Source organism: Microbacterium sp. CH12i (assembly GCF_000685355.1).
In the GTDB taxonomy this organism is placed as follows: Bacteria; Actinomycetota; Actinomycetes; order Actinomycetales; family Microbacteriaceae; genus Microbacterium.
In genome coordinates this window covers 117101-143716 of the sequence record NZ_JHET01000006.1, presented here as the reverse complement: position 1 = coordinate 143716, position 26616 = coordinate 117101, and the positions used below count along the sequence as shown (strand labels likewise).

Here is a 26616-nt window from a genome sequence, read left to right as displayed (position 1 = left end):
ATGGCTGAGATCCAAGACCCCAGGGTCGCCGTCTATCTGGATTTCGACAACATCGTCATCTCTTGGTACGACCGCGTGCACGGCCGCAACGCCTACGGCAAAGACCGTCAGCGCATCACCGAGCACCCGAACGATCCCGAAGTCATCGAGCGACTCAAGAGCGCGATGATCGAGGTCGGCGCGATCATCGACTACGCCGCGTCCTTCGGCACTCTGGTGCTTACCCGCGCGTATGCCGACTGGTCGTCCCCGGTGAATGCCGTGTATCGCTCGCAGCTCGTCGCCCGTGCGGTCGATCTCGTGCAGCTGTTTCCGGCCGCCGCGTACGCGAAGAACGGCGCTGATATCCGCCTCGCCGTGGATGCCGTGGAGGACATGTTCCGTCTCTCAGACCTCACACATGTGGTGCTGGTCGCCGGTGACAGCGACTACGTGCCGCTCGCGCAGCGCTGCAAGCGTCTCGGCCGATACGTGATCGGCGTCGGCGTTGCCGGCTCCACTGCGAAGTCGCTGGCCGCGGCGTGCGACGAGTTCGAGTCGTACGACTCACTGCCCGGTGTGGTTCGTCCGGCGGCGAAGGCCGCCACTGCACCCGCTGCACCGGTTGCCGAGACTCCACCCGCTGCACCCGTTCAAGAGGGGCCCGCCGCTCCCGTTCAGGAAGCCGCGACACCGGACGCTGAGGCAGAGCCCACGGCGAAGCCGAAGTCGGCTCCGCGAACTCGGGCAAAAAAAGCCGCCAAGCCTGTCGAAGCGGAGGCCCAGGTCGCTGAGCCGGAGACGCCAATCACCGAGCAGGAGGAGGCAACGCTGCTCCTTGAACGCGCTTTGCGCCTCGGCCACGACAAGTCCGGTGCCGACGAATGGCTGCATAGCTCCGCCGTGAAGACACACATGCGCCGCATGGACCCGTCCTTCAGCGAGAAGGCGCTTGGCTACCGCTCATTCTCTGACTTCTTGAAGTCTCGCGACGAGATCACTGAGCTTGAGGAAACCGGCCACGAGCGGCTGGTCCGCCTTCTCGAGCCCTGAGTATGAGCAACCGCAAGGTCGTGATCGGCGGATCATCCGGCTTCATGGGGCAACATCTGCAGCAGAAATATCGAGCCGAGGGCCGCGAGTTCATCACGATTTCGCGCTCTGGAGCGGATCTGCGCTGGGGTGACCAGCAGGGCATCCAGCAGGCCGTTGATGGTGCGTCTCTCGTCATCGGCCTGGCGGGAAAGAGCGTGAACTGCCGGTATACCTCGGAGAATCGCGCAGAGATCTTCCGCTCGCGCCTCGACACCACGGCATCCCTCAGCACGGCGATCGCGGCCGCTAAGAATCCACCTGCACTGTGGGTCAACTCGTCGACCGCGACGATCTATCGCCACGCAATCGACCGCCCGATGACTGAATCCCGGGGTGACCTGGGCGACGGGTTCTCGGTGGATGTCGCAAAAGCCTGGGAGCAGGCCTTGTTTGCGGACGACCTGCCGCGCACACGCCGAGTGGCGCTGCGCAGCACGATCGTCCTCGGGCACGGCGGTGTCCTCGGTCCGATCAAGAATCTCGCAAAGATCGGCCTGGGCGGTGCGCAGCACGACGGCTGGTGGCCGGTTTCCAAGGCCCGGCGCGCAGCACGAACCGGGCATTTCCCCGGTGCGAAGCGTGGAGCGCAGAAGTTCAGCTGGGTGCACATCGACGACATCGGCCGCATCATCGACTTCGTCGAAGAGCATCCAGAACTCGAGGGGCCCGTCAATGCCGCTGCCCCCTACCCGGTCGATAACGCCACGTTCATGGCTGCGGTACGACGGGTGCTCGGCGTGCGATTCGGTCCGCCCATGCCGCGGTGGATGCTGGAGATCGGCGCGATCGGCATCCGCACTGAGACTGAACTGATCTTGAAGAGCCGCTGGGTGCTACCTGGAAAGCTGTCGGCGGCAGGATTCGAATTCACGTACCCGACGCTGGAACCCGCGCTGCGCGAATCGTTCGACCTGCCAGCTGCTTAGTCGCTCCTTTCAGCCGACAGTTTCGCTCCCTGAGCCTGTCGAAGGGTCGTGTTTGCGCTTCTTAATCGCTTCGCGCAGTCGCCACTCCTCGATCTCTCGGTCGAGGTCCGCCATCTGCTGCTCAGTAGTGCGCCCGTCGGCGGGCGGCGCCCAGGATTGGGCGGGCGGCGCCTGTGTTCTCGCACGGGCGACGCGGCGCGGCATCCGAGGCATCGAAACCCCGCCCTCGCCGTGCTCACGGCCGAGAATGAACCAGAGGCGCTGCCAATCAGTGGCAACAGGATGACGATGACGATCCAGACCATCTTCGGTAGGAACTTCACCTGCGAATCGTCACGCCTGATGATGTCGACCAGCGCACCGATCATCAGAGCGATGACGAGGAGCGTGAGGATGAACGGCATGCCCTCAGCGTAGACGACCGCGCAGTCGCCCACCGTGAGGGGTTGTCGCCCGCACGCGCGGACTTCTCACGAATTCGCCGGTCAGGGCAGCAGGTGACCCGCCGCACGGAACAGCTCGTACCATTCCTGGCGACTGAGAACGACGTCGGCGCCAGCCGCGGCGTCCTTGACTCGCTGGGGTGTGGTCGTTCCGAGAACGACCTGCATGCCCGCGGGATGACGCGTGATCCACGCGGTCGCGATGCCAATCGGGGTAACGCCGTGTTGCGCGGCAAGCCGGTCGATCACCGCGTTCAGCTCTGCGTACTCGGGGTTCCCGAGGAAGACGCCGGTGAAGAAGCCTGCCTGGAACGGCGACCACGCCTGGATCGTGATGTTGTTGATGCGGCAGTACTCAACGATGCCGCCGCCGTCGCGGACGATGCTCTGGTCCTCACCGACCATGTTCATGGCGACGGGCTGCGCAATGATCGGCGCGTGCGTCATTGAGAGCTGCAGCTGGTTGGCAATAAGCGGCTGCTTCACCGCCGTGCGGAGAAGGTCGATCTGCCTCGGTGTGTGGTTGGAAACACCGAAAGCGCGAACCTTGCCGGAGGCTTCGAGCTCGTCGAACGCGCGAGCAACCTCATCGGGCTCGACAAGGGCATCGGGGCGGTGCAGGAGAAGCACATCGATGTTGTCGGTGCGCAGAGCCTTGAGTGAACCTTCAACCTGGCCGATGATGTGCTCGTAGGAGAAGTCAAAGGTGCCATCAGCCGGAACGATGCCGCACTTGGTCTGCAGCGTGATCTCGGCACGCTCGGTCGCGCTCAGGTCAAGAGCATCCGCAAAGCGACCCTCGCAGAAGTGCATGCTGCCGCCGTAGATGTCGGCGTGGTCGAAGAAATCGATTCCGGCGTCACGCGCAGTGCGGTACAGATCACGGATCTGCGCTTCATCTTTGTCGTTGATGCGCATCATGCCGGCGATGACGGCGGGGGCGGTGGAGGATCCGAAAGAGACAGACTTCATTGGGCAACCGTATCGCTGAATGATGCCGGAGCGGCCTGCCGCGAAGTGTCAGTCGCGCGCACGTCGCCGGCGCACCAGAGTCGTGCCCGCCGCGATCAGGACGCCCGCCACCAGGAGGCTCGATGGCAGGATCCATGCGGCGAGACCGGTCGTCGCAAGGTCACCCTTGTCAGAGGCCGCATCGTTCTGACCGCTGTCTCCGCTACCGAATCCTCCGTCAGAGCCTCCGTCACCGGCGCCGTCACCACTGTCGCCAGCGTCATCGTCTCCACCGGCATCGCCATCGCCACTGCCATCACCACCGGGACTCCCCTCGCTGCCGTCCAGCATCGCAACATATCGCTCGCCTCCGTCGGCTGCGCTGGCGAGCCAGTAATCCAGCCCCTCCGGCAGTGATGCGCGGAATGAGGCGACCCCTTCCGCGTCGGTGAGAACTTCAGCGACATATGCGATGCTCGCCTCGGTCGGTGCATCCGGATCCGCGTCAGCATCCAGGATCAGCACTGTCGCCGTCGTATCGGCGAACTCCGTTCCGAAATCGATATGCACATCGGCGGTGCCATCAGTCGTGGTGGCGTCGTGCTCGGTGGCGTTCGCCATCACAGGAGCGGCGATTGCCAGGACGGCACCGAGCAGAATCGCACCCAATGCCTGCGCCGCGGTCTTCTTCGTGTTCATGTTCAGATTCTCCTTGGGTCTGCGACGACTATCGGGCGTTGATCAGCACGGGGCGGGAGGTTTCTGCATCCCACGCCCAGACGGTGCTAAAGTCCCAGCCGATTCCGTCGTATGTGCTCTGCTGGCCCGCGGCATCCGCGGAGATCGTTTCGCCGTTGCGCGTCTGGCGTCCCTCGTCGGTGACGGTCTGTCCGGTGATGACGAGCGAATCCACTGCGAGGTTGTCCGCGAATGTCGCGTGCTCCGTGCCGAACTCTCGCGCCGCGACGCGACCGGCGTGCGACGATGCGGTGACCGCGCTGTTGAGCGCGACGGACTGCACCACGGTCGTCGTCGCGTAGGTATAGCCCACGACACCACCCGCGTTCTGGTTCGAGGCCACCTCGACGACACCGGTCGCGTACACACGCTGCGTGATGCTGCCACGCCCGGCGATACCCGCGATCCCGCCCGCCTGTCGACCCGCGTTCGCCATGACGTCAGCGTCCGAGTATGAATCGCTGATCGTGCCGTAGAGATAGCCGACGACACCGCCGACCGTCGAGGCGCCGCTGATCGAACCGCTGGTGCGCACCTCTGCGACTTCACCGCTCGTAGAAAGGCGATCCACCAGGAGCCCGACCTCTGGCGCGCGTGATGCCACCTCAGCATCCACCAGCGCAAGTTCCCGCACCGTGCCGTTGACCTCGGCGAACAGTCCGCCCACATCCGAGCGATACCCGGAAATCGCGTGCCCATCGCCGTCGAACGCTCCGGAGAACACGGCGGTGATGCGCGCATCGCTGCCGGCGAGGTCGATGTCGGCGGTGAGACGATAGTGCTCTGCCGGATAGTCGTTGATCTCGGAGAAGTCCGCGGCGTCATCCACGAGGAATTCCCCGTCACTGCCGGTCGCCAGGTCTGGCCCCTCTTCGCGTCCGGATTCCCCTGATCGCTCTCATCGAGTCCACGCGACTCACCGATCGAGGTCAGCAGCGGACGCGCGTTGGCGTTGCTCCACTGCCAGATCGCCGTGTCGTAACCCAGCATGTCGCGGTAGAAGGCGAACGCTGCGATCTGCTCTGCGGTCGCCGTTCCGCCATGCAGGTTCGTTGTCGACGGGGCCGCGGTGTCCGTCTGCGTCGTCGCGGTCGTCGCATCCGATGCCCAGTTGTTCTCGAGCGTTGCGATGTTTCCGCCCAACACGCGCCCCAGGAACCGGTGCGCCCATGACGGGGCCGTCACGGTCTGCGCCAACGAGACGCTGTTGCGGATGACGGTGCCGGTGTACGCGTAACCGAAGACACCACCCGTGTTTCGCGTATCAGCGGTGACGGACCCTGTCGCGTACACGCGCTCGCTGAGCGAACCTGCCAGTGCCACGCCGACCGCGCCTCCGACCTCGGTCGCCGTACCGTGGACGGTCGCGGTCGTATAGGCGTCGCGAAGCTCACCGCTGGAGTCGCCGAGGATGCCACCGACACGGCTCAGCCCGGTGATCTCACCGCTCGTGTACACCCTCTCCACGACACCCGTACTGACGTTCGCGAGGATGCCGGCGCGGGCCACGGTGCTGCCGACCTGCGCACCTTCGATACCGAGATCATGGATGTATCCGCCATTCAGGTTGAACAGCCCACCTACGTCGGACTGCAGCCCGGTGATGACATGACCCGCGCCCGCGAGCTCGCCGGAGAACGGCACGATGGCGCCGAGCGGAGTGAACGCCGCGTCGGCGAGCAAGATGTCCTCTGTCAGCACGAAGCGCTCGGTCGGGAACTCATCGATCATGCGCAGCTCATCGGCCGTCGCGATCTCGAAGTACCCCTCCTCGTTCGTAGGCAGTTCCGGGGTGGGTTTGACGTATACCTCCGGGTTGGAGCGCAGCACCGGACGCTCAGCATCCGCATTCCATTCCCACACGCCCTCGAGATCCCAGCCGAGGGTTCTCGCGAAGTGTTCCGCAGTGCCCGCGACGGATGCCGGTACCCGTGCACCCTTAAGGTTGTCCGCAGCCGGTGGATCAGTCAGCGACTCCGCGGAGACGAACGTCGCTTCTGAGGCGTAGTTGTTCTCCAGCGTCGCCATCTGCGAGGAGAGCACGCGGCCGAGCACGGCGTGTGCGTAGCTGGGCGCGGTGACCGCGATATTCAACGACATCGCGTTGCGGATGACGGTCTCGTTGTAGCCGTAACCGACGACACCGCCGGTGTTGCGCGTGTCCGCGCCGACCACACCTGCCGCGTAGACGTTCTCTGTGACCGATCCGGCCAGGGCCACACCGATGAGTCCGCCGGACTCCGTGCCCGACACCTGAACGCTGGCCGTCGAGTAGCTGTCGCGGACTGTTCCTGTCGAGTCGCCGACCAGCCCGCCAGCGCGCGACGGCGCAGAGATCGAGCCTGCGGTCCAACTGCGTTCGATCGTGCCGTTGTTGACATCGGCGAGAATGCCCGCCGTGCCGATCAGCGCGGTGATATTGGCATCCACGACAGCGAGATCGTGAATCGTCCCTTCGTTCGTCTGGAACAGGCCGGAGCCACTGGACGGTTCAGCCACAAAACCGCTGACCGAGTGGCCACGACCATCGAATACGCCGGTGAACGGTGTCGCGCCCGCTCCGATCTGGGTGCGCTCGGAGCCATCGAGGGCGAGATCGTTCATCAGTGCGTAATGAGCGTCCGGTGCCTGCACGATCTTGTCGACGTCGGCCCACGTGCTCAGCTCGTAGGGGCTTTCGGCAGTCCCCTGCCCTGGCATCCCCTCGCGGACGAGGACCGCCGGGGTCAGCGACCGGCCGCTGTCGAGCCCGTCCCAGGCGAAGAGTCGGATGGTGCTGTCTGAGCGCACCGGAAGCGGAGAATCGAAGGTGACCAGCTGTTCGATGCCGCGGTGGTCGAGGTCGAGTGTTGCGGTGCGGACATCCAGCAGTTGTTCACCGCTGAGGTCGTATGAGGCGGCGACGAGGGTCGCGCCGTCGGGCGCACCCTCGGTGCTGAGCACGCCGACCTCGGAAAGTTGACCGTCGATGACATCGTGCGATGTGACGCGGAACATATTGTCCGGCTTGCTCACCGAGAATTCGTCGACCACATCGCCGTCGATCGTATAGACGCGGGCCTGAAGCTCGCCGTCTGCCGCCTCGAGCACAAGGCCGGTCTGCGTGTCGACGTCGAAAACAGTGTCATCCCACCACTGCACCTGGTTCTCGTAGAACTTCGGTCCGCTCGATCCCATGGTGACGAAGGTCGTGCCGAGATCGCGCATCGCATCATCGGTGACGAGCGCCCCGTCGAGAATCGTGCTGCGCTTGTACACATGGTCGTGGCCGCCGACATAAAGGTCGATGCCGAGTTGCTGAAGTGTCTCTGTGATCTTGGCGCGCGAGATCGACATGCCCGCATCGCTGCTGTGGCGGCCGCCGTAATACGGGAAGTGCCCCATGACGACGTTCCACTGTGAATCACTAGATCGGACATCCTCCTCGAGCCACGCCAATTGCATATCGAGGTCGTAATTCGAGTTCAGCACAGAGAAGTGGATGCTGCCTCGATCGAACGAGTAGTTGCTCTCGCCCACGGCGCTGCCGTTTTTAGGCAGGTTGAACATCGAAGTGAAGATGCGGCTGCGCTCGGGAGACAACGCGGTGTTGACCTCGCGATCGCTGTACGTTTCATGGTTTCCGACCATCGATGCGAACTGCAGATCGAGATCGCGCAGGGAGTATTTGAACGTGTCAGTCCACTCCTGGGAGTTGCCGCCGTTGTCGACGAGGTCACCGACCTGAATGGCTGTTTCCCCGCCCGGCCGCTCCTCCCGCAACTGCTCGAGCATCTGCTTCGGCAGCTCGAAGTCCGACTGATCCCCGCTTGCGACCTGGATGTCACCGAGCACGTAGATCGGCGTATCCTCGGCGCCGCCTGCGACGAACTCGCCACGGACCTCCGTCCATGGGCCGTTCTCGCCGGCACCGAAGCGATACTCGTAGCGCGTGCCCGGATCCAGTCCCGTCAGGTCGAACTCGTGACTGCGCAACGCGTGCGCAGTGATGCTGTCAAGATACGTATCGGCTTCGGTGGCGACCGAGTCCACCTCGAAGATTCGGTCGTTGGTTGACGCGATGGTCTCCGAGCCCAGTCCGAGGAAAGAACCAACCGGCTGAATCTGTGCCCAGGCCTTTTCGATGGTGACGTCTGTGGCGACGCTCAGGCCTGCGTCTCCTGGTTCCGCCCCGACCGTGGCGACCGCACCGAGGTGGCGGAATACTTCTTCGGGGTCGAGGTCGGTGTCCTGCACCTGGATGCGGTACACCTCAGCAGAGGTGCTGCCAGCAGCGTCGGTCGCCTTGATCACGATGAAGTGATCGTCATACCCCTCGATGGTGAATGCACCATCTTTCACGGGTACACGGCGCTCCGCGTTGTACACCTCTACAGTCGTCGTCGGCTGCGTGCCGCTGTCGTCGACCGCCGAGAAGCTCGGAATCTCGACACGCTCCCCGGCCGCTGCGAATTCCGGTGCATTCACGTCGACGGTGATGTCAGGAGCGTAGTTCGCTCCGCGAACGGTGTCGCCGATCCAGATCGGCGAGGAGACGAGCTGCGCGCCATCCGCCTGGATCGCCTTGACGAAGTAGTAGTCGCCGTCGGCAACGTCGAGGGTGACGGCGAGATCCTGCACATTGCCGCTGAGCGCGCCGAAATCGTGCGCAACGTGGCCCGCGTTGCTGATGATCTGGATGCTGGTGAATGAGTCAGCAGCATCCGGATCCGCTGCCTGAACGACGACATCCAGCGTGTCGGTGTCGGAAGACAGGATGGAGCCCATCATCTGGTCGTTGCCGCTGAATGCGAGGATCGCATTCTCGTCGAGTGTGGAATACATGCTGCGCTCGCGCATTGCCCGATGCACCGCGTCGAGGGACTTCTCATCGGCCCAGACGCCGGTCAGCGCGGGGTTCGAGGTGACCCAGCTGGCGCTGTGCTCATCGCCGTTGAAGACCGGGGCGAGGTGCCACCCGCTGTCCAGCGCAAGCTGCCATTGTCCGTCGTATCCCGGCCCTTTGTGCTCGAACAGCGACATGCGCGCGTCAGCCTCAGGGGTGAGGTTAGTGAAACCTCCGAAGTTTCCCTTGCCCGTCGGCGAGGGGTGGTTGAACTGTCCGATGACGTCGTCATCGAGTGCAAGACGCGCATAGAAGGTCGGCAGGTCGTACATGAAGTCGCCGGTCGGAAAGACGCCGCCGAGATTGTCGCCGGATCCCCGTACATACCCAGGAGCGGTGACGAACCACTCTGCGTTGAAGAGGTTGATGTGCCCCGTCGCGTCGTACCACGTGACTTCTTCGCCCGGTACGGCGACGAGGTCGCTGTCCCCTGACTCGTTGTGCCGCTCGGCGCCGCTCTTGAGATAGTTCCATTCCTCGGAACGTGCGTGCTCGTGGTCTTCCGTCCAGTCGTCGGCGGAGCGCACATCCATCGTGACATCATGTTCGCTGGTCGAGAAGAAGTCGACGTTCGTGTTCTCCGCCACGTACGCGTACGCGTCTTCAGGCAGTTCGACGCCGTCGCTGATCGAGGTGTGGGAGTGGAACTCGCCGGTGTAATTCGTCTTGCCCAGAAAAGTGGGGTGCGGGTCGGTTCCGTCGATTGCCGAGTCAGCAGCATGGGCACCTGCCGCGGGCAAGAGCGCCGCGATAAGGCCGATCGCTACGGCTCCGGCGATCGCAGAGCGTGTCCGTCGATTCGAATGACGGATGGGGATGGCCAGGGCGAAGGAAGAAGTCAGATCACGCACTTGCTCGAAGTTAGGGGCGGGGAAGAAACTCACGGAGTCGCGGAGGCAAACACAGAGTGAACGGGCGAACCGCAGTACGCCTCCATCGCCTCGGACGCCTGCTGAACGCGAGCTGATTTAATGACTGCATGGCCTTCCGCATCCCGCCCGCACCGCTCACTCTCACCGGCTCGCTGGTAAAGCTCCGCCCGTTGGACCGTTCGCACCATGACGGCCTAGTGGATGCTGTGCAGGAGGGGAACCTGTGGGAGACCGCCTGGTACACCTCGGTGCCTGCACCCGACGGGGTGGCGGCCGAAATTGACCGCCGACTCGCCCTCGCAGAGAAGGGCGAGATGGTTCCGTTTACCGCGTTCGACCCGGCCGGGCGCGTGCTCGGGATGACGACCTACTACGAGCTTGTGGCAGACGTGCCGCGATTGCACATCGGGTACACGTGGAATCGTCCGTCAGCGCACGGGACTGGCACGAACGCGGAGTCGAAGCTCCTACTGTTGCGGCATGCGTTTGAAGATCTTGGCGTCTTCCGTGTCGGCCTCACCACGCAGTGGGTGAACTTCCAGTCGCGCACGGCTATCGAACGGCTCGGCGCGAAACAAGACGGCGTGATGCGTGCGATGTCGCGCTACCGCAATGGTGCGCTACGTGACAGCGTGGAGTTCTCGATCATCGAGCCCGAGTGGCCCGCCGTGAAGGCAAACCTCGAGGCGCGACTGTCGAAGCGCGCCTGATCGCTCAGGCAGGCTCCGATTACTCGGCGCCCGGGCCGCCATCCCAGTTGTTCGCACGACGCGTCGCGCCGCCCGGCTGACGCATGACCCATGCCAACGACAGGCAGACAGATGCCAGTCCCGCGCAGAACACCAGCGCGTTGTAATCGGCAAGCCCCTGAGCAAGCCCCATGACGACGATGCCGCCCACGAACAGGACCAAGTAGACGATAAAGCTGACGATCACGGGTTGCCTCCAGTTTTCAGTGCTGTCTTCCAGGATACTCGGCTGTGCTCCATAAAGCCCACGCAACCAGCACCGGCTGAAGAAACAGGCGTCCGAGGCGCCGACGATCGGTGTCGAGCATCGGGGCGGAGCGCCCCGTACGCCACTGATGCACATTGCCCGGGAAGACCGCGACGAAGAATACGGCAACAGCCCATCCCACGCGCTTCTTCTCGCCCGGGAGCAGAGCAAGAGCCCCCGCCAGCATCAACTCGGCCGCACCGGATGCGACGACGATCGCATCCTTGTCCAGACGCAGAACGCGCTCAGCCCAGTCGGGCACTGTGATCCGGAAGCCACGACGACCCCATGTCAGGTGCCCAGCACCCGCTACCCCAAGCAGGGCGACGAGAGCCCATCGAGCGACGTTTTGCAGCATCCGCATCATCTATCGAACCGCAATTCCGCTCAGAAGTCCCAATCGTCGTCCTCGGTGGCCTCGGCCTTGCCGATGACGTACGACGAACCAGAACCCGAGAAGAAGTCGTGGTTCTCGTCCGCGTTCGGGGAAAGCGCCGACAGGATCGCCGGGTTCACGTTCGTGACGCTGGCGGGGAACATCGCCTCGTAACCGAGGTTCATCAGAGCCTTGTTGGCGTTGTAGTGCAAGAACTTCTTGACGTCTTCGGTCAGACCGACGCCGTCGTAAAGGTCTTGCGTGTACTGCACCTCGTTCTCGTAAAGCTCGAACATCAGCGAGAAGGTGTAATCCTTCAGCTCGTCGCGGCGCTCCTGCGTCTCATTCTCGAGGCCCTTCTGGAACTTGTAGCCGATGTAATACCCGTGCACGGCCTCATCGCGGATGATGAGGCGAATGAGGTCAGCGGTGTTCGTCAGCTTTGCCTTCGACGACCAGTAGATCGGCAGGTAGAAGCCCGAATAGAACAGGAACGACTCCAGCAGCGTTGAAGCGATCTTCCGCTTCAACGGGTCATCTCCGCGGTAGTAGTCCATGATGATGTGCGCCTTTTTCTGAAGGTTCACATTCTCTGTCGACCACCGGAACGCCTCATCGATCTCCTTCGTCGACGCGAGAGTCGAGAAGATCGATGAATAGCTCTTCGCGTGCACCGACTCCATGAACGCGATGTTGGTGTACACCGCCTCTTCGTGAGGGGTAATCGCGTCCGGGATCAGCGAGACGGCACCGACCGTGCCCTGGATCGTGTCCAGCAGCGTCAGACCGGTGAACACGCGCATGGTGAGCAGCTGCTCGTCAGGTGTCAGCGTGTTCCACGACTGGACGTCATTCGACAACGGCACCTTCTCAGGTAGCCAGAAGTTGTTCACCAGACGGTTCCAGACCTCGAGGTCTTTGTCGTCTTGGATGCGGTTCCAGTTGATCGCCTGTACGTGGTCGACCAGCTTGAGCTTCTCGGGAGGTGTCATCATTTTCCTGTTCTAAAATCCCTGGTCAGCGCATCAAAGCATGCAGCTGACGCACTCCGCCATGTCGGTACCCTCGAGCGCCATCTGGCGAAGACGGATGTAGTAGATCGTCTTGATGCCCTTGCGCCATGCGTAGATCTGCGCCTTGTTGATGTCGCGCGTGGTGGCGGTGTCCTTGAAGAACAGCGTCAGCGACAGGCCCTGGTCGACGTGCTGCGTGGCAGCGGCGTACGTGTCGATGACCTTCTCGTAGCCGATCTCGTACGCGTCCTGGTAGTACTCCAGGTTGTCGTTCGTCATGAACGGCGCCGGGTAGTAGACGCGACCGAGCTTGCCTTCCTTGCGGATCTCAACCTTCGACGCGATGGGGTGAATCGACGACGTCGAGTTGTTGATGTACGAGATCGATCCGGTCGGCGGCACAGCCTGCAGGTTCTGGTTGTAGATGCCGTGCTTCTGGATGGAATCCTTCAGCGCGACCCAGTCATCCTGCGTCGGAATGCGCTGGCCAGCGAACAGCTCCTTGACCTTCTCGGTCTCAGGCGTCCAGGTGCGCTCGATGTACTTGTCGAAGAACTCTCCCGACGCGTACGTCGAGTCTTCGAATCCGTCGAAGGCGACGCCACGTTCGATGGCCAAGCGGTTCGATGCGCGCAGCGCGTGGAACAGCACGGTGTAGAAGTAGATGTTCGTGAAGTCGATGCCCTCTTCGGACCCGTAGTACACACGCTCACGCGCCAGGTAGCCGTGCAGGTTCATCTGACCGAGGCCGATGGCGTGCGAGCGGTCGTTGCCGTCTTCAATGGAACGAACCGACGAGATGTGGCTCTGGTTGCTGACCGCAGTCAGACCACGGATCGCCGTCTCAACGGTCTTGCCCAGGTCATCGGCATCCATCGCCAGCGCGATGTTCATCGAGCCGAGGTTGCACGAGATGTCCTTGCCGATCTGGTCGTACGAAAGGTCTTCGTTGTACGTAGTCGGGGTGTTCACCTGCAGAATCTCGCTGCAGAGGTTGGACATGTTGATGCGGCCCTTGATCGGGTTCGCCTTGTTCACCGTGTCTTCGAACATGATGTACGGGTAGCCCGACTCGAACTGAATCTCGGCGATGGTCTGGAAGAACTCGCGCGCGTTGATTTTCGTCTTCTTGATGCGCGGGTTATCGACCATCTCGCGGTACTTCTCGGAGACAGAGATGTCACCAAACGGCACGCCGTAAACCTTCTCGACGTCGTACGGCGAAAACAGGTACATGTCTTCGCCATTCTTGGCGAGTTCAAACGTGATGTCGGGCACGACGACGCCCAGCGAGAGCGTCTTGATGCGGATCTTCTCATCAGCATTCTCACGCTTGGTGTCGAGGAAGCGCATGATGTCGGGGTGGTGCGCGTTGAGGTACACCGCACCGGCACCCTGGCGGGCACCGAGCTGGTTGGCATAGCTGAAGCTGTCTTCGAGAAGCTTCATCACGGGGATGATGCCGCTGGATTGGTTCTCGATCTGCTTGATCGGAGCGCCGGACTCGCGGATGTTCGACAGCAGCAGAGCCACGCCGCCGCCGCGCTTGGACAGCTGCAGCGAGGAATTGATTCCGCGTGAGATCGACTCCATGTTGTCTTCGATGCGCAGCAGGAAGCAGCTGACGAGTTCGCCGCGCTGAGCCTTGCCCGTGTTAAGGAAGGTCGGCGTCGCCGGCTGGAAGCGACCGGAGATGATCTCTTCGACGAGGTCGATCGCTACCTGCTCGTCGCCATCGGCGAGCCCGAGAGCCGTCATCACGACGCGGTCTTCGAAGCGCTCGAGGTACCGCTTGCCATCGAAGGTCTTCAGCGTGTAACTGGTGTAGTACTTGAAGGCTCCGAGGAACGTCTCGAAACGGAACTTCTTGCCGTACGCGAGATCGTTGAGCTTCTGAATGAACTCGTCAGAGTACTTCTCGAGGAGAGCCCCGTCGTAGTACTCCTTCTCAACGAGATAGTCCAGGCGCTCTTTGAGCGAGTGGAAGAACACGGTGTTCTGGTTCACGTGCTGCAGGAAGTACTCCCGTGCGGCACGCTTGTCGGCGTCGAACTGAATCTTGCCGTTCGCGTCGTACAGGTTCAGCATCGCATTGAGCGCGTGATAGTCGAGCCCCTCATATGAGGGGTTGACCTTGAAGGCCGTCTGGTCTGTCACTGTGTCATGCCCTGCATACTCGTTAGTTGCGATGCCCACCATCGTTCCAATCCGTCGCTCACGCGATCTACATCGTCTTGTGTGCCGAATACTTCAAGCCGGTACAAGTGCGGCACGTTGCACTTGCGGCTGATGATCTCGCCGGCGCGACAGAACGACTCGCCGAAGTTGGTGTTCCCCGCGGAGATCACGCCGCGGATATGACGTCGGTTGTGCTCATCGTTGAGGAACCGGATCACTTGTTTAGGTACTGCACCCTTTTCCTCGCCACGCCCCTGACCGCCACCGTAGGTGGGAGTCACGAGAACAAAGGGCTCATCAATCACGAGGGGTTCGTCGGTGCGGTGCAGCGGAATGCGCTGAGCCGGCAGACCGACCTTCTCAACAAACCGGGCCGTGTTGCCCGAGGTGCTAGAGAAATAGACCAGGAGCGGCGCGGCCGTGGCGACGACGCTCATGACCGGATTCCTTATGCCAGACGAGACGCGAGTTCGCTGATCTTGTCGGGACGGAAGCCCGACCAGTGATCCTCATCGGTGACGACGACCGGCGCCTGCATGTAGCCGAGCGACTTGACGTGCTCGAGCGCCGCGGCGTCTTCCGAGAGGTCGTGAATCTCGTACTCAATGCCCTTTGCATCCAGAGCGCGGTAGGTCGCGTTGCATTGCACGCACGACGGCTTTGTGTAGACGGTAATCGACATATTTATTCCCCTCAAATCTCAGCTTTCCGGCAAACCCCCGCCGGGACTTCAATACTACATATAGGGACGGACATTGAGGGTGACCACTAGGGGTAGTAGTTACATCGGTGTGACTATCCACCGCTCTCCACTGGTACAACACAGGTTGTCCACCGTTTCATCCACAGATCGCGATCCGACTTCGGTGCCCTCGAAGCGCATGATCTCGCGGTTCTCAGCGCCCCCTCAGAAATCCATCCACAGGCAGGACGCTACGCGGGGATTCGGACATTCAATTTCCTGTGGAGAACGCATCTCGGCGTGTCGCGGTGTGTCGGGATCGGAGTCTGGCGAAGGAGCGCCACCCACCCCCGGTACCTTTATCTGGTGGCTGGATATCGGGACCTTCTTCGCACTCCGGGCGTGGGGCGCATGATCGCCGCTCAGCTCGCAGCGCGCTTCCCCAATGGCATGGCCTCGCTCGCGATCTTGCTGCATGTCGAGCAGCAGACCGGATCGTACGGATCCGCAGGCTCGTGCTCGCGGCAACGTCAGTCGGGCAGGCGATCGCAGGCCCCGTGACCAGTCGATGGATGGGCGCCTGGGGAATGCGCCGCGTGCTCACCCTCACTCTCACCGTGTGTGTGCTGGCGGTGCTCGGTCTCGCGTTGCTTCCCCTGAACGTCCCCGGCTACATGGCACTTGGGCTCCTCGCCGGCCTCTCGACTCCGCCGGTCCAGGCCGCTGTGCGCACTATCTATCCGAAGCTGGTGAACTCGTCCCAGCTGACGCCGCTGTTTTCACTGGATGCCTCGCTGCAGGAGATCATCTGGATCCTCGCGCCCGTCGTCATCACACTCGTCTCCACCCAGATCGGAACGGTAGAAGGCCTGCTGCTCGTCGCGATCATCCTCGTCGTGGGCGGCGGGTGGTTCATCCTCTCCCCCGAGCTCGGACGGGTGCGCATCCCCCGCAGCCGCCGTGCGTTCGGGCTCGTCGTACTTAAACCGCCAGTGCTCCTCGCGACAGTGATTGGCTTCCTCCTCATCGGAGCCTGTTCCGCAGTAGAGGTCGGAGTCGTCGCCACCTTCGGCCATGAGGGGCTAGATGCTGGTCTCGTGCTCGCGATCTTCGCGGTGGGAAGTCTCGCCGGCGGGCTTTCGATGGGACACATCCCGATCGGCCCGTGGGCGATGGCACGCCGCCTCGCAATCGTCGCAGTGGGCCTCGCACTCACCATGGTCTCGCTCAACATCTTCTGGATCGGCGGCACGCTGTTACTCGCCGGTATCGGCATCGCCCCCGCCCTCGCCGTCCTCTTCGCAATCACAACAGCGAGCGTGAAATTCAGCGACACCGCCGAGGCTTTCGGCTGGGCCGGCACCGGTCAGCTCATCGGCGCCGCGGCAGGATCCGCAATCGCCGGCCTCCTCGTCGACAATGCAGGACCCCAGGGCGCGTTCGTGGCCGGCATCCTGTTCGCTATCGTCGGTCTCATCGTCGCGGTGGTATTCGTCCGAGCATTCCCTGACCTCCGCCATCGCGATCCCAGTCCATATCCAGACACCGAACCGGTGGCGGTCACCCCTTCATGAGCACTCCTCTTCTGTGCGAGGCCACGACTGCTCCCGAGATCGTCTGCGTCGGCGAGACGATGGCTCTCGTCACCCCGACGGATGCCCAGCTCTCAGAGGCCACGTCGGCACGCATTGGATTCGGTGGTGCGGAGTCCAACGTCAGCGCTGGCCTCGCCGCCGTGGGTCATCGGGCGGCGTGGGCATCCAGACTCGGCGACGATCCATTCGGTGTGCGGATCTCGACGGATCTCGAGCGTCGCGGCGTCGAGCTATGGGTAGAACACGATGAGGATGCACCCACCGGCGTCATGTTCAAAGACCCCGGTGCCGAGGGGTCTGCGGTCTACTACTACCGTCGCGGTTCGGCCGCGTCCCGCATGGCCCGCGGGTACTTGAGCATCGAGCGCCTCACCGGCGTGAAGATCGTCCACACGACGGGTATCACGCCTGCCCTCTCCGCATCCTGTCGCGAGATGGTCGACCACTGTTCATCGATGCGCGCACGGTGGGCGCCCTCATGTCGTTCGACGTCAACGATCGGCGCGCGCTGTGGTCGATCGAGGATGCCGCGGCAACTCTTGCCCGTCTCGCGAACGCCGCCGACATCACGTTCGTCGGACGTGACGAGGCCGAGCGTATCTGGGGCACAGTGACTCCCGCCGAGATTCGTGCGTTCCTTCCTGACTGCGCGCTGCTCGTGGTGAAGGATGGCGACATCGGCGCGACCGCGTTCGACGGCGACGCTGAACCGGTGTTCGTCGCCGCACCTGTTGTCGACGTCGTTGAACCTGTCGGTGCTGGCGATGCGTTCGCCTCGGGATTCCTCGCCGCAACTCTCGAAGGCCACTCACTGGCAGAACGCCTTCTGGCAGGGCACATTGCCGCTGAGCGCGTGCTCACCATCGCCGCAGATATGCCGCCGATCGACTGAGACTCGTAGGCTGGCTTCATGCCTGCTCCTCTCATTCTTCCCCGGCTCACCTGGGGCGCCTCGGATGCTCCGAAGCACGCGCTGCTCGTACACGGGCTCGGCTCGTCCGCGGCATTGATGTGGCGTATCGGTGATGCCCTCGCGAACGCGGGCTGGCAGGCCACCGCGGTAGACCTGCGCGGACACGGCGATGCTCCGCGGGCGCTGGACTACACCGTCGCCGCCTATGCCGCAGATATCGCCGCCGCGCGACCAGATCACGGCGACACCTGGGATGCCGTGATCGGCCACTCGCTCGGCGCGGCCGCAAGCACGGTGGCCGCGGCATCCGACGAGTCTTGGACGAAGCAGCTCATCCTCATCGACCCTGCCCTCTTCGTCGATGACAGGGATGCCGGAATTATCCGCGGCAGCCAGGAGCGGGCGTTCGCCGATACGCGTGCCGAGACCGTTCGCGAAGAGCACCCGCACTGGCACCCGCAGGAAATCGAGCTCAAAGTTGACGCTGTGCTTCGCGCGAGCGGCTGGGCAGTCGAGCAGACCAGCGCCCAGAACCAGCCGTGGGACGTGCGAGCGGAAGCTGCGCGCCTGAGAGTTCCCACGCATATCCTCGGCGCTGACCCCGAGGTCTACAGTCTGTTCACGGGGAAAACTGCCGAAGCGGTACTCGCCGCTAACGAGAACATCTCTATGTCGATCGTCGCTGGCGCCGGGCACTCTCCGCACCGCGACAAGCCCGAGGAAACGATTCGCCAACTGCTGGAGGCACTCGCATGACCTTCGATTCCACCGCGTATCTGCCCGATGACCTGCTCGAGCGCATCCGCGAGCGTGCGCCGATCCACGACCGCGAGAACACCTTCCCGCAGCAAGATCTCGAAGAGCTGCGGGATGCCGGTTACCTGAAAATCCTCGTCCCGACCGAGCGCGGCGGCGCCGGCCTCGGTCTGGAGCAGGCGGCGATTCTGCAGCAGCGCCTCGCAACAGCCGCGCCCGCTACCGCGCTCGCGATCAACATGCACCTGGTGTGGACCGGCGTCGCGAAGGTCTTCAGCGACCGCGGCGTCTCAGGCATGGAATTCGTGCAGGATGGCGCGGCCCAGGGTGAAGTCTTCGCCTTCGGGATCAGCGAGGGCGGCAACGACCTGGTGCTGTTCGGCAGCGACACCGAAGCCGTGCCGCAAAACGACGGCGGCTACGCCTTCACCGGCACGAAGATCTTCACCTCGCTCGCACCGGTGTGGACACAACTTGGCCTGCACGGTCTCGACACCACGAGCGACGATGCCCCGAAGCTCGTGTTCGCGTTCATCGACCGTACGGATGCGGTTACGACGAGCGATGATTGGGACACCCTCGGCATGCGCGGCACACAGAGCCGCACGACGAAGCTGAAGAACGCCGTCGCCGCACCAGAGCACGTCGTCCGCCGTATCGATCCGGGCCCCAGCCCTGACCCGATCATCTTCGGCATCTTCAGCGTGTTCGAACTGCTGCTCGCCTCGGTCTACACCGGCATCGCCCGCCGTGCGCTAGACCTCGCCGTTGAAACTGTGCAGAAGCGCACGTCGAAGAAGACTGGGCTGACGTACAGCCAGGATCCCGACATCCGCTGGCGCATCGCCGAGATGAGCCTCCTCTATGACGCCCTGCCCCCGCAGATCGCGGCACTCACGCGCGACGTGGATCAGCAGACCGACAATGGCGCCTGCTGGTTCACGCTGCTGTCTGGCGTCAAGCATCGCGCCGTCATGATGGCGAAGCGCGTCGTTGACGAAGCGATCCTGGCTGCCGGCGGTGGGTCTTACTTCTCGTCGAACGAGCTGTCGAGGCTGTACCGCGATGTGCTCGCCGGAGTCTTTCACCCGTCTGACCCGGAGTCTGCGCACTCGACCGCAGCGAGCGCGCTGCTCGGGCCGCCAGAAAACTAAGCGAGGAAGCCGCGCAGCAGCGCTTCCGAACCTTCGAGGTGCCCGCGCATCGCGTCTTCCGCGGCATCCGGCTGGCCCATCAGAATTGCGTTGATGATCTGCTCGTGCTGTTGACCGGAGTGCTCGATGTTTCGCGGCAGCAGCGGGAACGTGTCAAGCCATGCGTTAATCCGTGCGCGGTTCTCGGCGACCAGCGCAACCAACGAGGGGATGCCGGCAGCCTCGGCGATCTCGAGATGAAGCAGGGTGTCCAGCCGCCGATACTCCCCCGGCCCTGCAGTGAGAGCGACCTCATGCCGAGCCCACAGTTGCGCTCGCGTCTCAGCGTCCAAGGTGCGCCCGGCCGCAGCCCGCGCCGAACCACTCTCCAGCACGAACCGCAGTCCGAGAATGTCGTCGATATCGGCGGGGTCTGCGTGTTCAGCATCCGTCGGAAACGGCAGCGGATCGGCGACGAACGTGCCACCGTATCGACCACGCCGCGGCTCGAGATACCCCGCGTCGGCGAGCTCGCGAATCGCTTCCCGCACGGTGTCGCGGCTCACACCAAAAGACGCGGCGAGTTCACGCTCTGGCGGCAGTGAAGCACCGGGAGCGACCACACCAAGTCGCAGGGTCTGCACGAGGCGCGCGACGGTGTCTTCCAGAGCGTTTCCCCTCCGGAGCGGTCGGAAGACCGCCTTGCGCACCTCGATGAGGTCGCGCTCCGGAGGGTTTTCGCTCATGGTTCATCCTCTCAAAGGGGTGTGACGTACGCGTTGCTGATGCCACCATCGACGACGAAGGCGCTGGCGGTGATGAACGATGAATCGTCGGAGGCGAGGAAGGCCACGGCGGCAGCCAGCTCTTCCGGCTCGGCGAAGCGCCCCATCGGCACGTGCACGAGGCGGCGCTGAGCGCGCTCAGGGTCTTTGGCGAACAGTTCCTGCAGCAACGGCGTGTTCACCGGCCCGGGGCAGAGCGCGTTTACGCGAATCCCCTGTCGCGCGAACTGCACGCCGAGTTCGCGCGACATGGCAAGCACGCCGCCCTTGGATGCCGTGTAGCTGATCTGCGAGGTGGCAGATCCCAGCAGCGCTACGAAGGATGCCGTGTTGATAATCGATCCACGCCCGGCCGGCACCATGTGCCGGAGGGCTGCACGGCTGCACAGGTAGACGCTCTTGAGGTTGACGTCCTGCACGAGGTCCCAGGCGGGCAGCTCGGTCGTCTCGATCGAGTCATCGGATGCCGGTGAGATGCCGGCGTTGTTGAAAGCGATGTCGATGCGGCCGAATTCTTCGGCGACTCCGTCGAACAGCGTGTTCACCATCTGCTCGTCGGCCACGTTCACCGGACGGAATACGCCGCCGACTTCGGTTGCTGCGGCTTCGCCAGCAATCGGGTCGAGGTCGGCGATGACGACGAACGCTCCTTCTGCCGCGAAGCGTTGCGCAGTGGCGAAGCCGATACCGCTCGCTCCGCCGGTGATGATCGCCACGCGGTCCTTGAGACGCTGAGTCAGATCGATGGTCATGTGGTTCCTCCGGGCAAGTGGGGTGGTCAGGATGCGTCGGTCGCGAAGAAGACGTTCTTCGTCTGGGTGAAGTGCTCTGCGGCGTCTGGTCCGAGCTCGCGCCCGAGACCGGAGGCTTTCATTCCGCCGAACGGTGTGGCGTAGCGCACCGAGGAGTGCGAGTTCACCGAGAGCACACCAGCGCGGACCCCCTGGGAAACACGCATGGCACGGCCCAGGTTCTCGGTCCACAGCGACCCGGCGAGACCATAGATTGTGTCGTTTGCGAGACGAATAGCATCCGCCTCATCGTCGAATGGAAGCACCGAAACAACCGGACCGAAGATCTCTTCCTGCGCGACGCGGTCGCCAGGCTCTGCGAGCACGACCGCGGGTGCGAACCAGAAGCCGTCACCGCTCGGCGCGCTGCCACGGTAGGCGATATTCGCGCCGTCGAGGAAGGATGCCACGGTGTCGCGGTGCGACGCAGAGATGAGTGGCCCCATGTCGGTGCCCTCCTGGCTCGGATCGCCGACCGTCCAGTTCTGTACCGCCGGTTCGAGCAGTTCGAGGAACCGATCAAAGACGCTCCGCTGCACGAGCAGGCGGCTGCGGGCGCAGCAGTCCTGACCGGCATTGTCGAACACCGACCCAGGCACGGCCGCTGCGGCCTTGGCAAGGTCAGCATCTTCGAAGACGATGTTGGCGGACTTTCCGCCGAGTTCGAGCGTGACGGGCTTCAGCGCCCGCGCGCATCCGGCGGCAACGTCGGTGCCGACCTCGGTCGAACCGGTGAAGACGACTTTGCGCACATCAGGATGACTGACGAAACGCTGGCCGACGACCGAACCCGACCCGGTGATCACCTGGAATAGTCCCTCCGGCAGCCCCGCCTCGACAGCGAGCTCACCGAGGCGGATCGCGGTGAGCGGCGTGAGTTCGGCGGGCTTGAGCACTACGGCGTTGCCCGCGGCGAGCGCTGGCGCAAATGCCCACGAAGCGATCGTCATCGGGAAGTTCCACGGCACGATCACGCCGACGACGCCGTACGCCTCGTGGAACGTGACATCCAGCCCGCCGGCGACCGGGATCTGTCGTCCGGAGAGACGCTCAGGATCAGCGGAGTAGTAGTTCAGCACCTGAGCGACGTGGCTCGCTTCCCAGCGGGCAGACCCGATCGGATGCCCCGAGTTAAGCACCTCGAGCTGTGCAAGCTCTTCCACCGCCGCCTCGACCGAACGCGCGAATGCACGCAGCGCATCGGCGCGCGCGGCTGGCGCGAGTGACGCCCAGACGCGCTGAGCGGAGACGGCGCGCGCGACAGCGGCGTCGACCTCCTCGACGCTCGCCCGTGACACGTCGCGGATGGCCGTCGCGGTGGACGGGTTGATCACGGTGAATGCGCTCATCGCGCGTCCTCTTTCTCTTCAGTACTTTTCTGTTCACTGTTCTGGGTATTCTCGGCGGCGAACATCTGGGCCTGTGCGACGAGATCTTCGAACAGTCGCCGATTCATGCGTTCTCTTCGGGATGCCACTGCACACCGACGAGGTAGCCATTGGAGGTGTCTTCGAACGCCTGCACGAGCCCATCATCGGTGCGCGCCGAGACGACGAGCCCCTCGCCGAGACGGTCAATGCCCTGGTGGTGGTAGCTGTGCACGCGAAATTCGCCGTCGCCGAGCACGCCGGCAAGCGTGGTTCCGGCGGTGACATCGACGTCGTTCTCAGCGAAGGCTCCTCCGCCGAGGCGGTAACGTTCGGTGCCCAACGACTCTGGCAGGTGCTGCTGTAGTGAGCCCCCGCGGGCCACGTTCACGAGCTGCAGTCCGCGGCAGATCGCCAGCACCGGCATCCGCCGTCGTTCGGCGGCACGGAACAGGGCAAGCTCCCACGCATCACGGTCGACGCGCGCCGGGTCGGTCGTCGGATGACGCTCTGCACCGTAAAGCTCGGGCTGCACATCGGCACCACCGGTGAGGATGAGTCCGTCGAGCCGGGCGATCGCAGCATCCGCCACCTCTTCAGCCTGCGGCGGAAGCAGCATGGCGATGCCGCCCGACGAGGTGACACTCTGCAGATACTGCTCAGGCAGGAACGCCGCACGTACGTTCCACACACCCTGCTGGGCGCGCTCGAGATACGTGCTGACGCCGATCAGCGGCAGTGAGCGAGTGGGGTCAGAGACGTTCGAAGCCACGAATACGCTCCCAGTCGGTGACGGCAGCGTCGAAGGCTTCAACCTCGATGCGCGCCTGGTTCAGGTAGTGCTCGACGACGTCATCGCCGAACGCCGCGCGGGCAATCTTCGACTGACCGAACAGTGCGGCTGATTCGCGCAGCGTCGTGGGCAGATGCTCGACGTCGGCGTCGTAGGCCGAGCCTTTCAGCGCCGGCGGAAGCGTCAATTCGTTCTCAATGCCGTGCAGCCCCCCGGCGATGATTGCCGAGATGGCGAGGTACGGGTTCACGTCACCGCCCGGCACACGGTTCTCGACGCGCAGCGACGGTCCGTGTCCGACAACGCGCAGCGCACAGGTGCGGTTATCGATTCCCCAGGCGACACCGGTCGGTGCGAAGCTGCCCTTAGCGAAGCGCTTGTACGAGTTGATCGTCGGCGCATAAAGGAAAGTGAATTCACGCAGCGTCGCGAGGATGCCGGCGATCCAGTGCTCCATCAGCGGGCTGAAGCCGTGCTCACCGTCGCCAGCCATGACCGCGCCGCCGTCGGCATCCCGCACCGAAAGATGGATGTGGCAGCTATTGCCTTCGCGCTCATTGAACTTCGCCATGAAGGTGAGCGACTGGCCGTGCTGCTCGGCGATCTCTTTCGCACCGTTCTTATAGATCGTGTGCTGGTCGGCGGTCTCGCGCACTTCGGCAAAACGGAACGCGATTTCTTGCTGGCCGAGGTTGCACTCGCCTTTCACGCCCTCGTTGTACATTCCCGCAGCATCCATGCTGTTGCGAATGTCACGCAGCAACGGCTCGAGCCGGGTCGTGGCGAGCAGGTTGTAGTCGACGTTGTAGTCGCTCGTGGGTGTCAGCCCCTCATACTTGCGCGCCCACGCCTCGCGGTAAGTGTCTTCGAACACGATGAACTCGAGCTCAGTGCCGGCAAACGCCGTCCAGCCGCGTTCGGCGAGACGGTCTCGCTGTCGGTCAAGGATGGCGCGAGGCGACGGCGCAATCGGATCGCCAGCGACCGAAAGCAGATCTGCCATGACGAGGGCCGTGCCTTCGATCCACGGAATGCGACGTAGCGTCGCGAGGTCGGGCTTGAGCACCATGTCGCCATAGCCCTGCTCCCAGCTCGACATCGCGTAGCCGTCCATCGTGTTCAGATCGATGTCGACCGAGAGCAAGTAGTCACACGACTCTGCACCGTGGTCGCGAACTTCGTCCTGGAACAGCCGGGCCGAGATCCGTTTGCCCGCAAGCCGCCCCTGCGCGTCGCAGAAAGCGACGATAACCGTGTCGATTTCACCACTCGCAATAGCTTCGTCCAGCTGCTCAACACTGAGGTTTCCCGGCATGCTCGGCTCCCGTCTGTCTTCGCCCGACGTTCGTCCGAGCTCTTCGCACCCTAGAACACTTTTCAATCTAAAGGTAGACGCAACCTACCAATAGCTGTCACAATCTCGTGCAAGACGCAGCCCGCGTCTGTCCACGTGCGAACGGAGTTCGGATGTCTGAGCAAAACAGTGGGTCCCGCAAGGTCGCTGGTGCGACCTATACACGAGCCGGAAACGAATACTTCGCGAAGCGGAAGCTGAAGCGCAGCGCAGGCCTCTGGGGGTTGTGGGGCCTTGCTGTCGGAGCGGTCATCTCTGGTGACTTCTCCGGGTGGAACTTCGGAATCGACTTCGCCGGCTTCGGCGGGATGCTGATTGCCTTCGCCATCCTCGTCGTCATGTACTACGGGATGATCTTCGCAATCGGCGAGATGGCCTCGGCGATGCCGCACACCGGCGGCGCCTACTCGTTCGCCCGCTCGGCGATGGGCCCGTGGGGCGGTCTAGTGACCGGAGCCGCAGAGACGATCGAGTATGTGGCAACCACTGCGGTGATCGTCTACTTCTCCGCCTCGTACGCCGACGGAATCACTTCCGAACTGCTCGGGCTCAGCCTGCCCAGCTGGCTCTGGTACCTCATTCTCTACGTTGCCTTCATCTCGCTCAATGCTGCGGGCGCCGCGATCTCGTTCCGCTTCGCGATCATCGTCTCGGTGATCTCGATCGGCATCATCCTGGTGTTCTCTGCGATGGCGCTTTTCTCTGGCGCGTTCAGCTGGGCTGCCCTCTGGGACATCGTCCCCGACCCCGGCCAGACTGCATTCCTCCCGCACGGTGTGCTGCCGATCCTGTTCGCACTGCCGTTTGCGATGTGGTTCTTCCTCGGCATCGAAGAGCTGCCGCTCGCAGCGGAAGAATCGATGAACCCCACCCGCGACATCCCCAAGGCCGGATTCTGGCACGTGGCACGCTGATCATCACCGGCCTGCTCGTGCTGTTCCTTAACACCGGTGTACTGGGAGCAGAGGCCACCGGCACCGCCGGAGAGCCACTGCTGGACGGCTTCCGCGCAATCGTCGGAGATCAGCTCGCCGCCGTGCTCGCGCTGTTCGCGCTGATCGGTCTGCTGGCATCGCTGCAGGGCATCATGTTCGCCTACGGCCGCAACATGTACTCACTCTCTCGTGCTGGCTACTACCCGCGTTTCCTCTCGCTCACCGGAAAGCGTCAGACCCCATGGGTCGCACTAACCGTCGGCGCCGGGATCGGCTTCATCGCCCTTGTCGCACTCGACGTCCTCGGCACTGAGGGCATCGGCGCTGTTGCTGGCGCGATCGTGCTGAACATCGCCGTGTGGGGCGCCGTGCTGGCCTACGGCCTGCAGCTGATCTCGTTCATTATTCTGCGCCGCAGGTACCCGAACGCCGATCGCCCGTACCGCAGCCCGTGGGGCGTGCCGGGAGCAGCCGTTGCGCTCGTCATCGCGGCGCTCATCTTCGTGGGCTTCCTACTGAACCCCACGTTCCTACCCGCCATCATCGCGATTGCGATCGTCTACGCGATCATCCTGATCGGGTTCGCGGTCTTCTTCCGGCACCGTCTCGTGCTTTCACCGGAGGAAGAATACGCGCTATCCGGTGGGCAGCACGGCGACCCGCAGACCGAGGGTTACGACGCAATGGAGGGTGAAGTCTTCGACGCAAAGGCGTCTGAGCCCGAGGCGCGCTGAGGGGCTACTTCGAGTCGAAGTCGAAGGCCTTCAGTAGTTCACCGACGGCCTGCTCGCGCTCTTCGCCGCCCTGCTCGAACATGTGCGTCACGTGGGTGCGCAGATGGTTCTCGAGCAGGAGGCGGTTGAGGGACTCGAGAGACTTCTGGATCGCGCGAGACTGCGTGATGATGTCCATGCAGTATTCCTCGCTCTCGATCATCCGAGTGACTCCCCGCAGTTGCCCCTCGAGGATGCTGGTGCGGTGCAGGGCGCGCTTCTTGATGTCTTCGATCACGATTCGAGGGTACCTCGGTCGGCCACAGCAGTCGCCTCGCATGCGAGGA

General features: G+C 63.4%; 23 protein-coding genes and 4 pseudogenes. 9 read left to right on the top strand and 18 right to left on the bottom strand.

What is annotated here, in order from left to right; all coding sequences use genetic code 11:
- Together DC31_RS07160 and DC31_RS07155 are read left to right on the top strand one after the other, a co-directional pair.
- Complete coding sequence (locus DC31_RS07160) at window positions 1-1032, top strand: NYN domain-containing protein (RefSeq protein ID WP_036278573.1); 1032 nt, start codon at window positions 1-3, stop codon at window positions 1030-1032.
- Window positions 1033-1034: 2 nt separating this feature from the next.
- On the top strand, window positions 1035-2000 hold the full coding sequence (locus tag DC31_RS07155; protein ID WP_036278571.1) for an epimerase: 966 nt from the start codon (window positions 1035-1037) through the stop codon (window positions 1998-2000).
- A 9-nt stretch (window positions 2001-2009) separates the two neighbouring features.
- Here the strand turns inward: DC31_RS07155 and DC31_RS19295 are convergent, their stop codons facing one another.
- From DC31_RS19295 to DC31_RS20505, 6 genes and pseudogenes are all read right to left on the bottom strand, one after another.
- Window positions 2010-2204 (bottom strand): hypothetical protein, encoded by a 195-nt coding sequence (locus DC31_RS19295; protein WP_235201412.1) that lies wholly within the window; start codon window positions 2202-2204, stop codon window positions 2010-2012.
- A gap of 104 nt (window positions 2205-2308) precedes the next feature.
- Window positions 2309-2368 (bottom strand): annotated as a pseudogene (locus DC31_RS19290) (hypothetical protein); the annotation flags it as partial.
- 117 nt (window positions 2369-2485) lie between these two features.
- The gene (locus tag DC31_RS07145; protein ID WP_036278567.1) at window positions 2486-3415 is read right to left on the bottom strand and encodes an aldo/keto reductase; all 930 of its coding nucleotides are present in this window, start codon (window positions 3413-3415) and stop codon (window positions 2486-2488) included.
- Between the two features lie 48 nt (window positions 3416-3463).
- Window positions 3464-4093, bottom strand: coding sequence for a hypothetical protein (locus DC31_RS07140; protein WP_036278565.1), 630 nt, complete (start codon window positions 4091-4093; stop codon window positions 3464-3466).
- Window positions 4094-4121: 28 nt separating this feature from the next.
- Window positions 4122-4667, bottom strand: a complete 546-nt coding sequence (locus DC31_RS20510) for a GLUG motif-containing protein (protein ID WP_442921879.1) — start codon at window positions 4665-4667, stop codon at window positions 4122-4124.
- A gap of 2729 nt (window positions 4668-7396) precedes the next feature.
- A pseudogene (locus DC31_RS20505) lies at window positions 7397-8899 on the bottom strand (metallophosphoesterase); the annotation flags it as partial.
- Window positions 8900-9996: 1097 nt separating this feature from the next.
- On the opposite strand from DC31_RS20505, the gene DC31_RS07130 reads away from it, so the two are divergent.
- Window positions 9997-10599, top strand: coding sequence for a GNAT family N-acetyltransferase (locus DC31_RS07130; RefSeq protein WP_036278563.1), 603 nt, complete (start codon window positions 9997-9999; stop codon window positions 10597-10599).
- Window positions 10600-10618: 19 nt separating this feature from the next.
- Here DC31_RS07130 and DC31_RS07125 read toward each other — a convergent pair whose 3' ends face one another.
- From DC31_RS07125 to nrdH, 6 genes are read right to left on the bottom strand one after another with little or no spacing between them, the layout of a single operon-like run.
- The gene (locus tag DC31_RS07125) at window positions 10619-10825 is read right to left on the bottom strand and encodes a hypothetical protein (RefSeq protein WP_036278561.1); all 207 of its coding nucleotides are present in this window, start codon (window positions 10823-10825) and stop codon (window positions 10619-10621) included.
- Window positions 10826-10841: 16 nt separating this feature from the next.
- Window positions 10842-11243: a hypothetical protein gene (locus DC31_RS07120; protein WP_152545366.1), complete on the bottom strand. Its 402-nt coding sequence runs from the start codon at window positions 11241-11243 to the stop codon at window positions 10842-10844.
- A 29-nt stretch (window positions 11244-11272) separates the two neighbouring features.
- The gene (gene nrdF / locus DC31_RS07115; RefSeq protein WP_036278876.1) at window positions 11273-12253 is read right to left on the bottom strand and encodes a class 1b ribonucleoside-diphosphate reductase subunit beta; all 981 of its coding nucleotides are present in this window, start codon (window positions 12251-12253) and stop codon (window positions 11273-11275) included.
- A 33-nt stretch (window positions 12254-12286) separates the two neighbouring features.
- Window positions 12287-14473 carry a class 1b ribonucleoside-diphosphate reductase subunit alpha gene (nrdE, locus tag DC31_RS07110; protein WP_051606542.1) on the bottom strand — a complete coding sequence of 729 codons (2187 nt, stop codon included), beginning with the start codon at window positions 14471-14473 and terminating at the stop codon, window positions 12287-12289.
- Window positions 14428-14889, bottom strand: a complete 462-nt coding sequence (gene nrdI, locus DC31_RS07105; protein ID WP_036278557.1) for a class Ib ribonucleoside-diphosphate reductase assembly flavoprotein NrdI — start codon at window positions 14887-14889, stop codon at window positions 14428-14430. Before nrdI ends, nrdE begins: the two co-directional genes overlap by 46 nt.
- Window positions 14890-14900: 11 nt before the next feature.
- A complete protein-coding gene (nrdH, locus tag DC31_RS07100) occupies window positions 14901-15134 on the bottom strand; it encodes a glutaredoxin-like protein NrdH (protein WP_036278555.1) in 234 nt (77 codons plus the stop codon).
- A gap of 366 nt (window positions 15135-15500) precedes the next feature.
- Here nrdH and DC31_RS07095 point away from each other — a divergent pair.
- From DC31_RS07095 to DC31_RS07080, 5 genes and pseudogenes are all read left to right on the top strand, one after another.
- Window positions 15501-16708: pseudogene (locus tag DC31_RS07095) on the top strand (MFS transporter).
- On the top strand, window positions 16705-17343 hold the full coding sequence (locus DC31_RS19905; protein WP_268748222.1) for a PfkB family carbohydrate kinase: 639 nt from the start codon (window positions 16705-16707) through the stop codon (window positions 17341-17343). The pseudogene DC31_RS07095 and the gene DC31_RS19905 overlap by 4 nt, the downstream one beginning before the upstream one ends.
- Window positions 17238-17621 carry a PfkB family carbohydrate kinase gene (locus tag DC31_RS19900; protein WP_268748225.1) on the top strand — a complete coding sequence of 128 codons (384 nt, stop codon included), beginning with the start codon at window positions 17238-17240 and terminating at the stop codon, window positions 17619-17621. The genes DC31_RS19905 and DC31_RS19900 overlap by 106 nt, the downstream gene beginning before the upstream one ends.
- A gap of 18 nt (window positions 17622-17639) precedes the next feature.
- A complete protein-coding gene (locus tag DC31_RS07085; RefSeq protein ID WP_036278554.1) occupies window positions 17640-18398 on the top strand; it encodes an alpha/beta fold hydrolase in 759 nt (252 codons plus the stop codon).
- Window positions 18395-19552, top strand: a complete 1158-nt coding sequence (locus DC31_RS07080; RefSeq protein ID WP_036278551.1) for an acyl-CoA dehydrogenase family protein — start codon at window positions 18395-18397, stop codon at window positions 19550-19552. The genes DC31_RS07085 and DC31_RS07080 overlap by 4 nt, the downstream gene beginning before the upstream one ends.
- Here the strand turns inward: DC31_RS07080 and DC31_RS07075 are convergent.
- The 5 genes from DC31_RS07075 to DC31_RS07055 all read right to left on the bottom strand — a co-directional run bounded on the left by DC31_RS07075 (window position 19549) and on the right by DC31_RS07055 (window position 24582).
- Window positions 19549-20277, bottom strand: a complete 729-nt coding sequence (locus DC31_RS07075; RefSeq protein ID WP_036278549.1) for a FadR/GntR family transcriptional regulator — start codon at window positions 20275-20277, stop codon at window positions 19549-19551. The genes DC31_RS07080 and DC31_RS07075 overlap by 4 nt on opposite strands.
- Window positions 20278-20288: 11 nt before the next feature.
- Window positions 20289-21068, bottom strand: coding sequence for a 3-oxoacyl-ACP reductase (locus tag DC31_RS07070; protein WP_036278548.1), 780 nt, complete (start codon window positions 21066-21068; stop codon window positions 20289-20291).
- 26 nt (window positions 21069-21094) lie between these two features.
- The gene (locus DC31_RS07065) at window positions 21095-22456 is read right to left on the bottom strand and encodes an aldehyde dehydrogenase family protein (protein ID WP_036278546.1); all 1362 of its coding nucleotides are present in this window, start codon (window positions 22454-22456) and stop codon (window positions 21095-21097) included.
- A gap of 103 nt (window positions 22457-22559) precedes the next feature.
- Window positions 22560-23246 (bottom strand): gamma-glutamyl-gamma-aminobutyrate hydrolase family protein, encoded by a 687-nt coding sequence (locus DC31_RS07060; protein WP_327036834.1) that lies wholly within the window; start codon window positions 23244-23246, stop codon window positions 22560-22562.
- Entirely contained in the window at window positions 23227-24582 is a 1356-nt protein-coding gene (locus DC31_RS07055; protein ID WP_036278545.1) for a glutamine synthetase family protein, read from the bottom strand. Before DC31_RS07055 ends, DC31_RS07060 begins: the two co-directional genes overlap by 20 nt.
- 152 nt (window positions 24583-24734) lie before the next feature.
- On the opposite strand from DC31_RS07055, the pseudogene DC31_RS07050 reads away from it, so the two are divergent.
- A pseudogene (locus DC31_RS07050) lies at window positions 24735-26290 on the top strand (amino acid permease).
- 4 nt (window positions 26291-26294) lie between these two features.
- On the opposite strand, the gene DC31_RS07045 reads toward DC31_RS07050, so the two are convergent.
- Window positions 26295-26567, bottom strand: coding sequence for a metal-sensitive transcriptional regulator (locus tag DC31_RS07045; RefSeq protein ID WP_036278543.1), 273 nt, complete (start codon window positions 26565-26567; stop codon window positions 26295-26297).
- Window positions 26568-26616 lie beyond the last annotated feature (49 nt).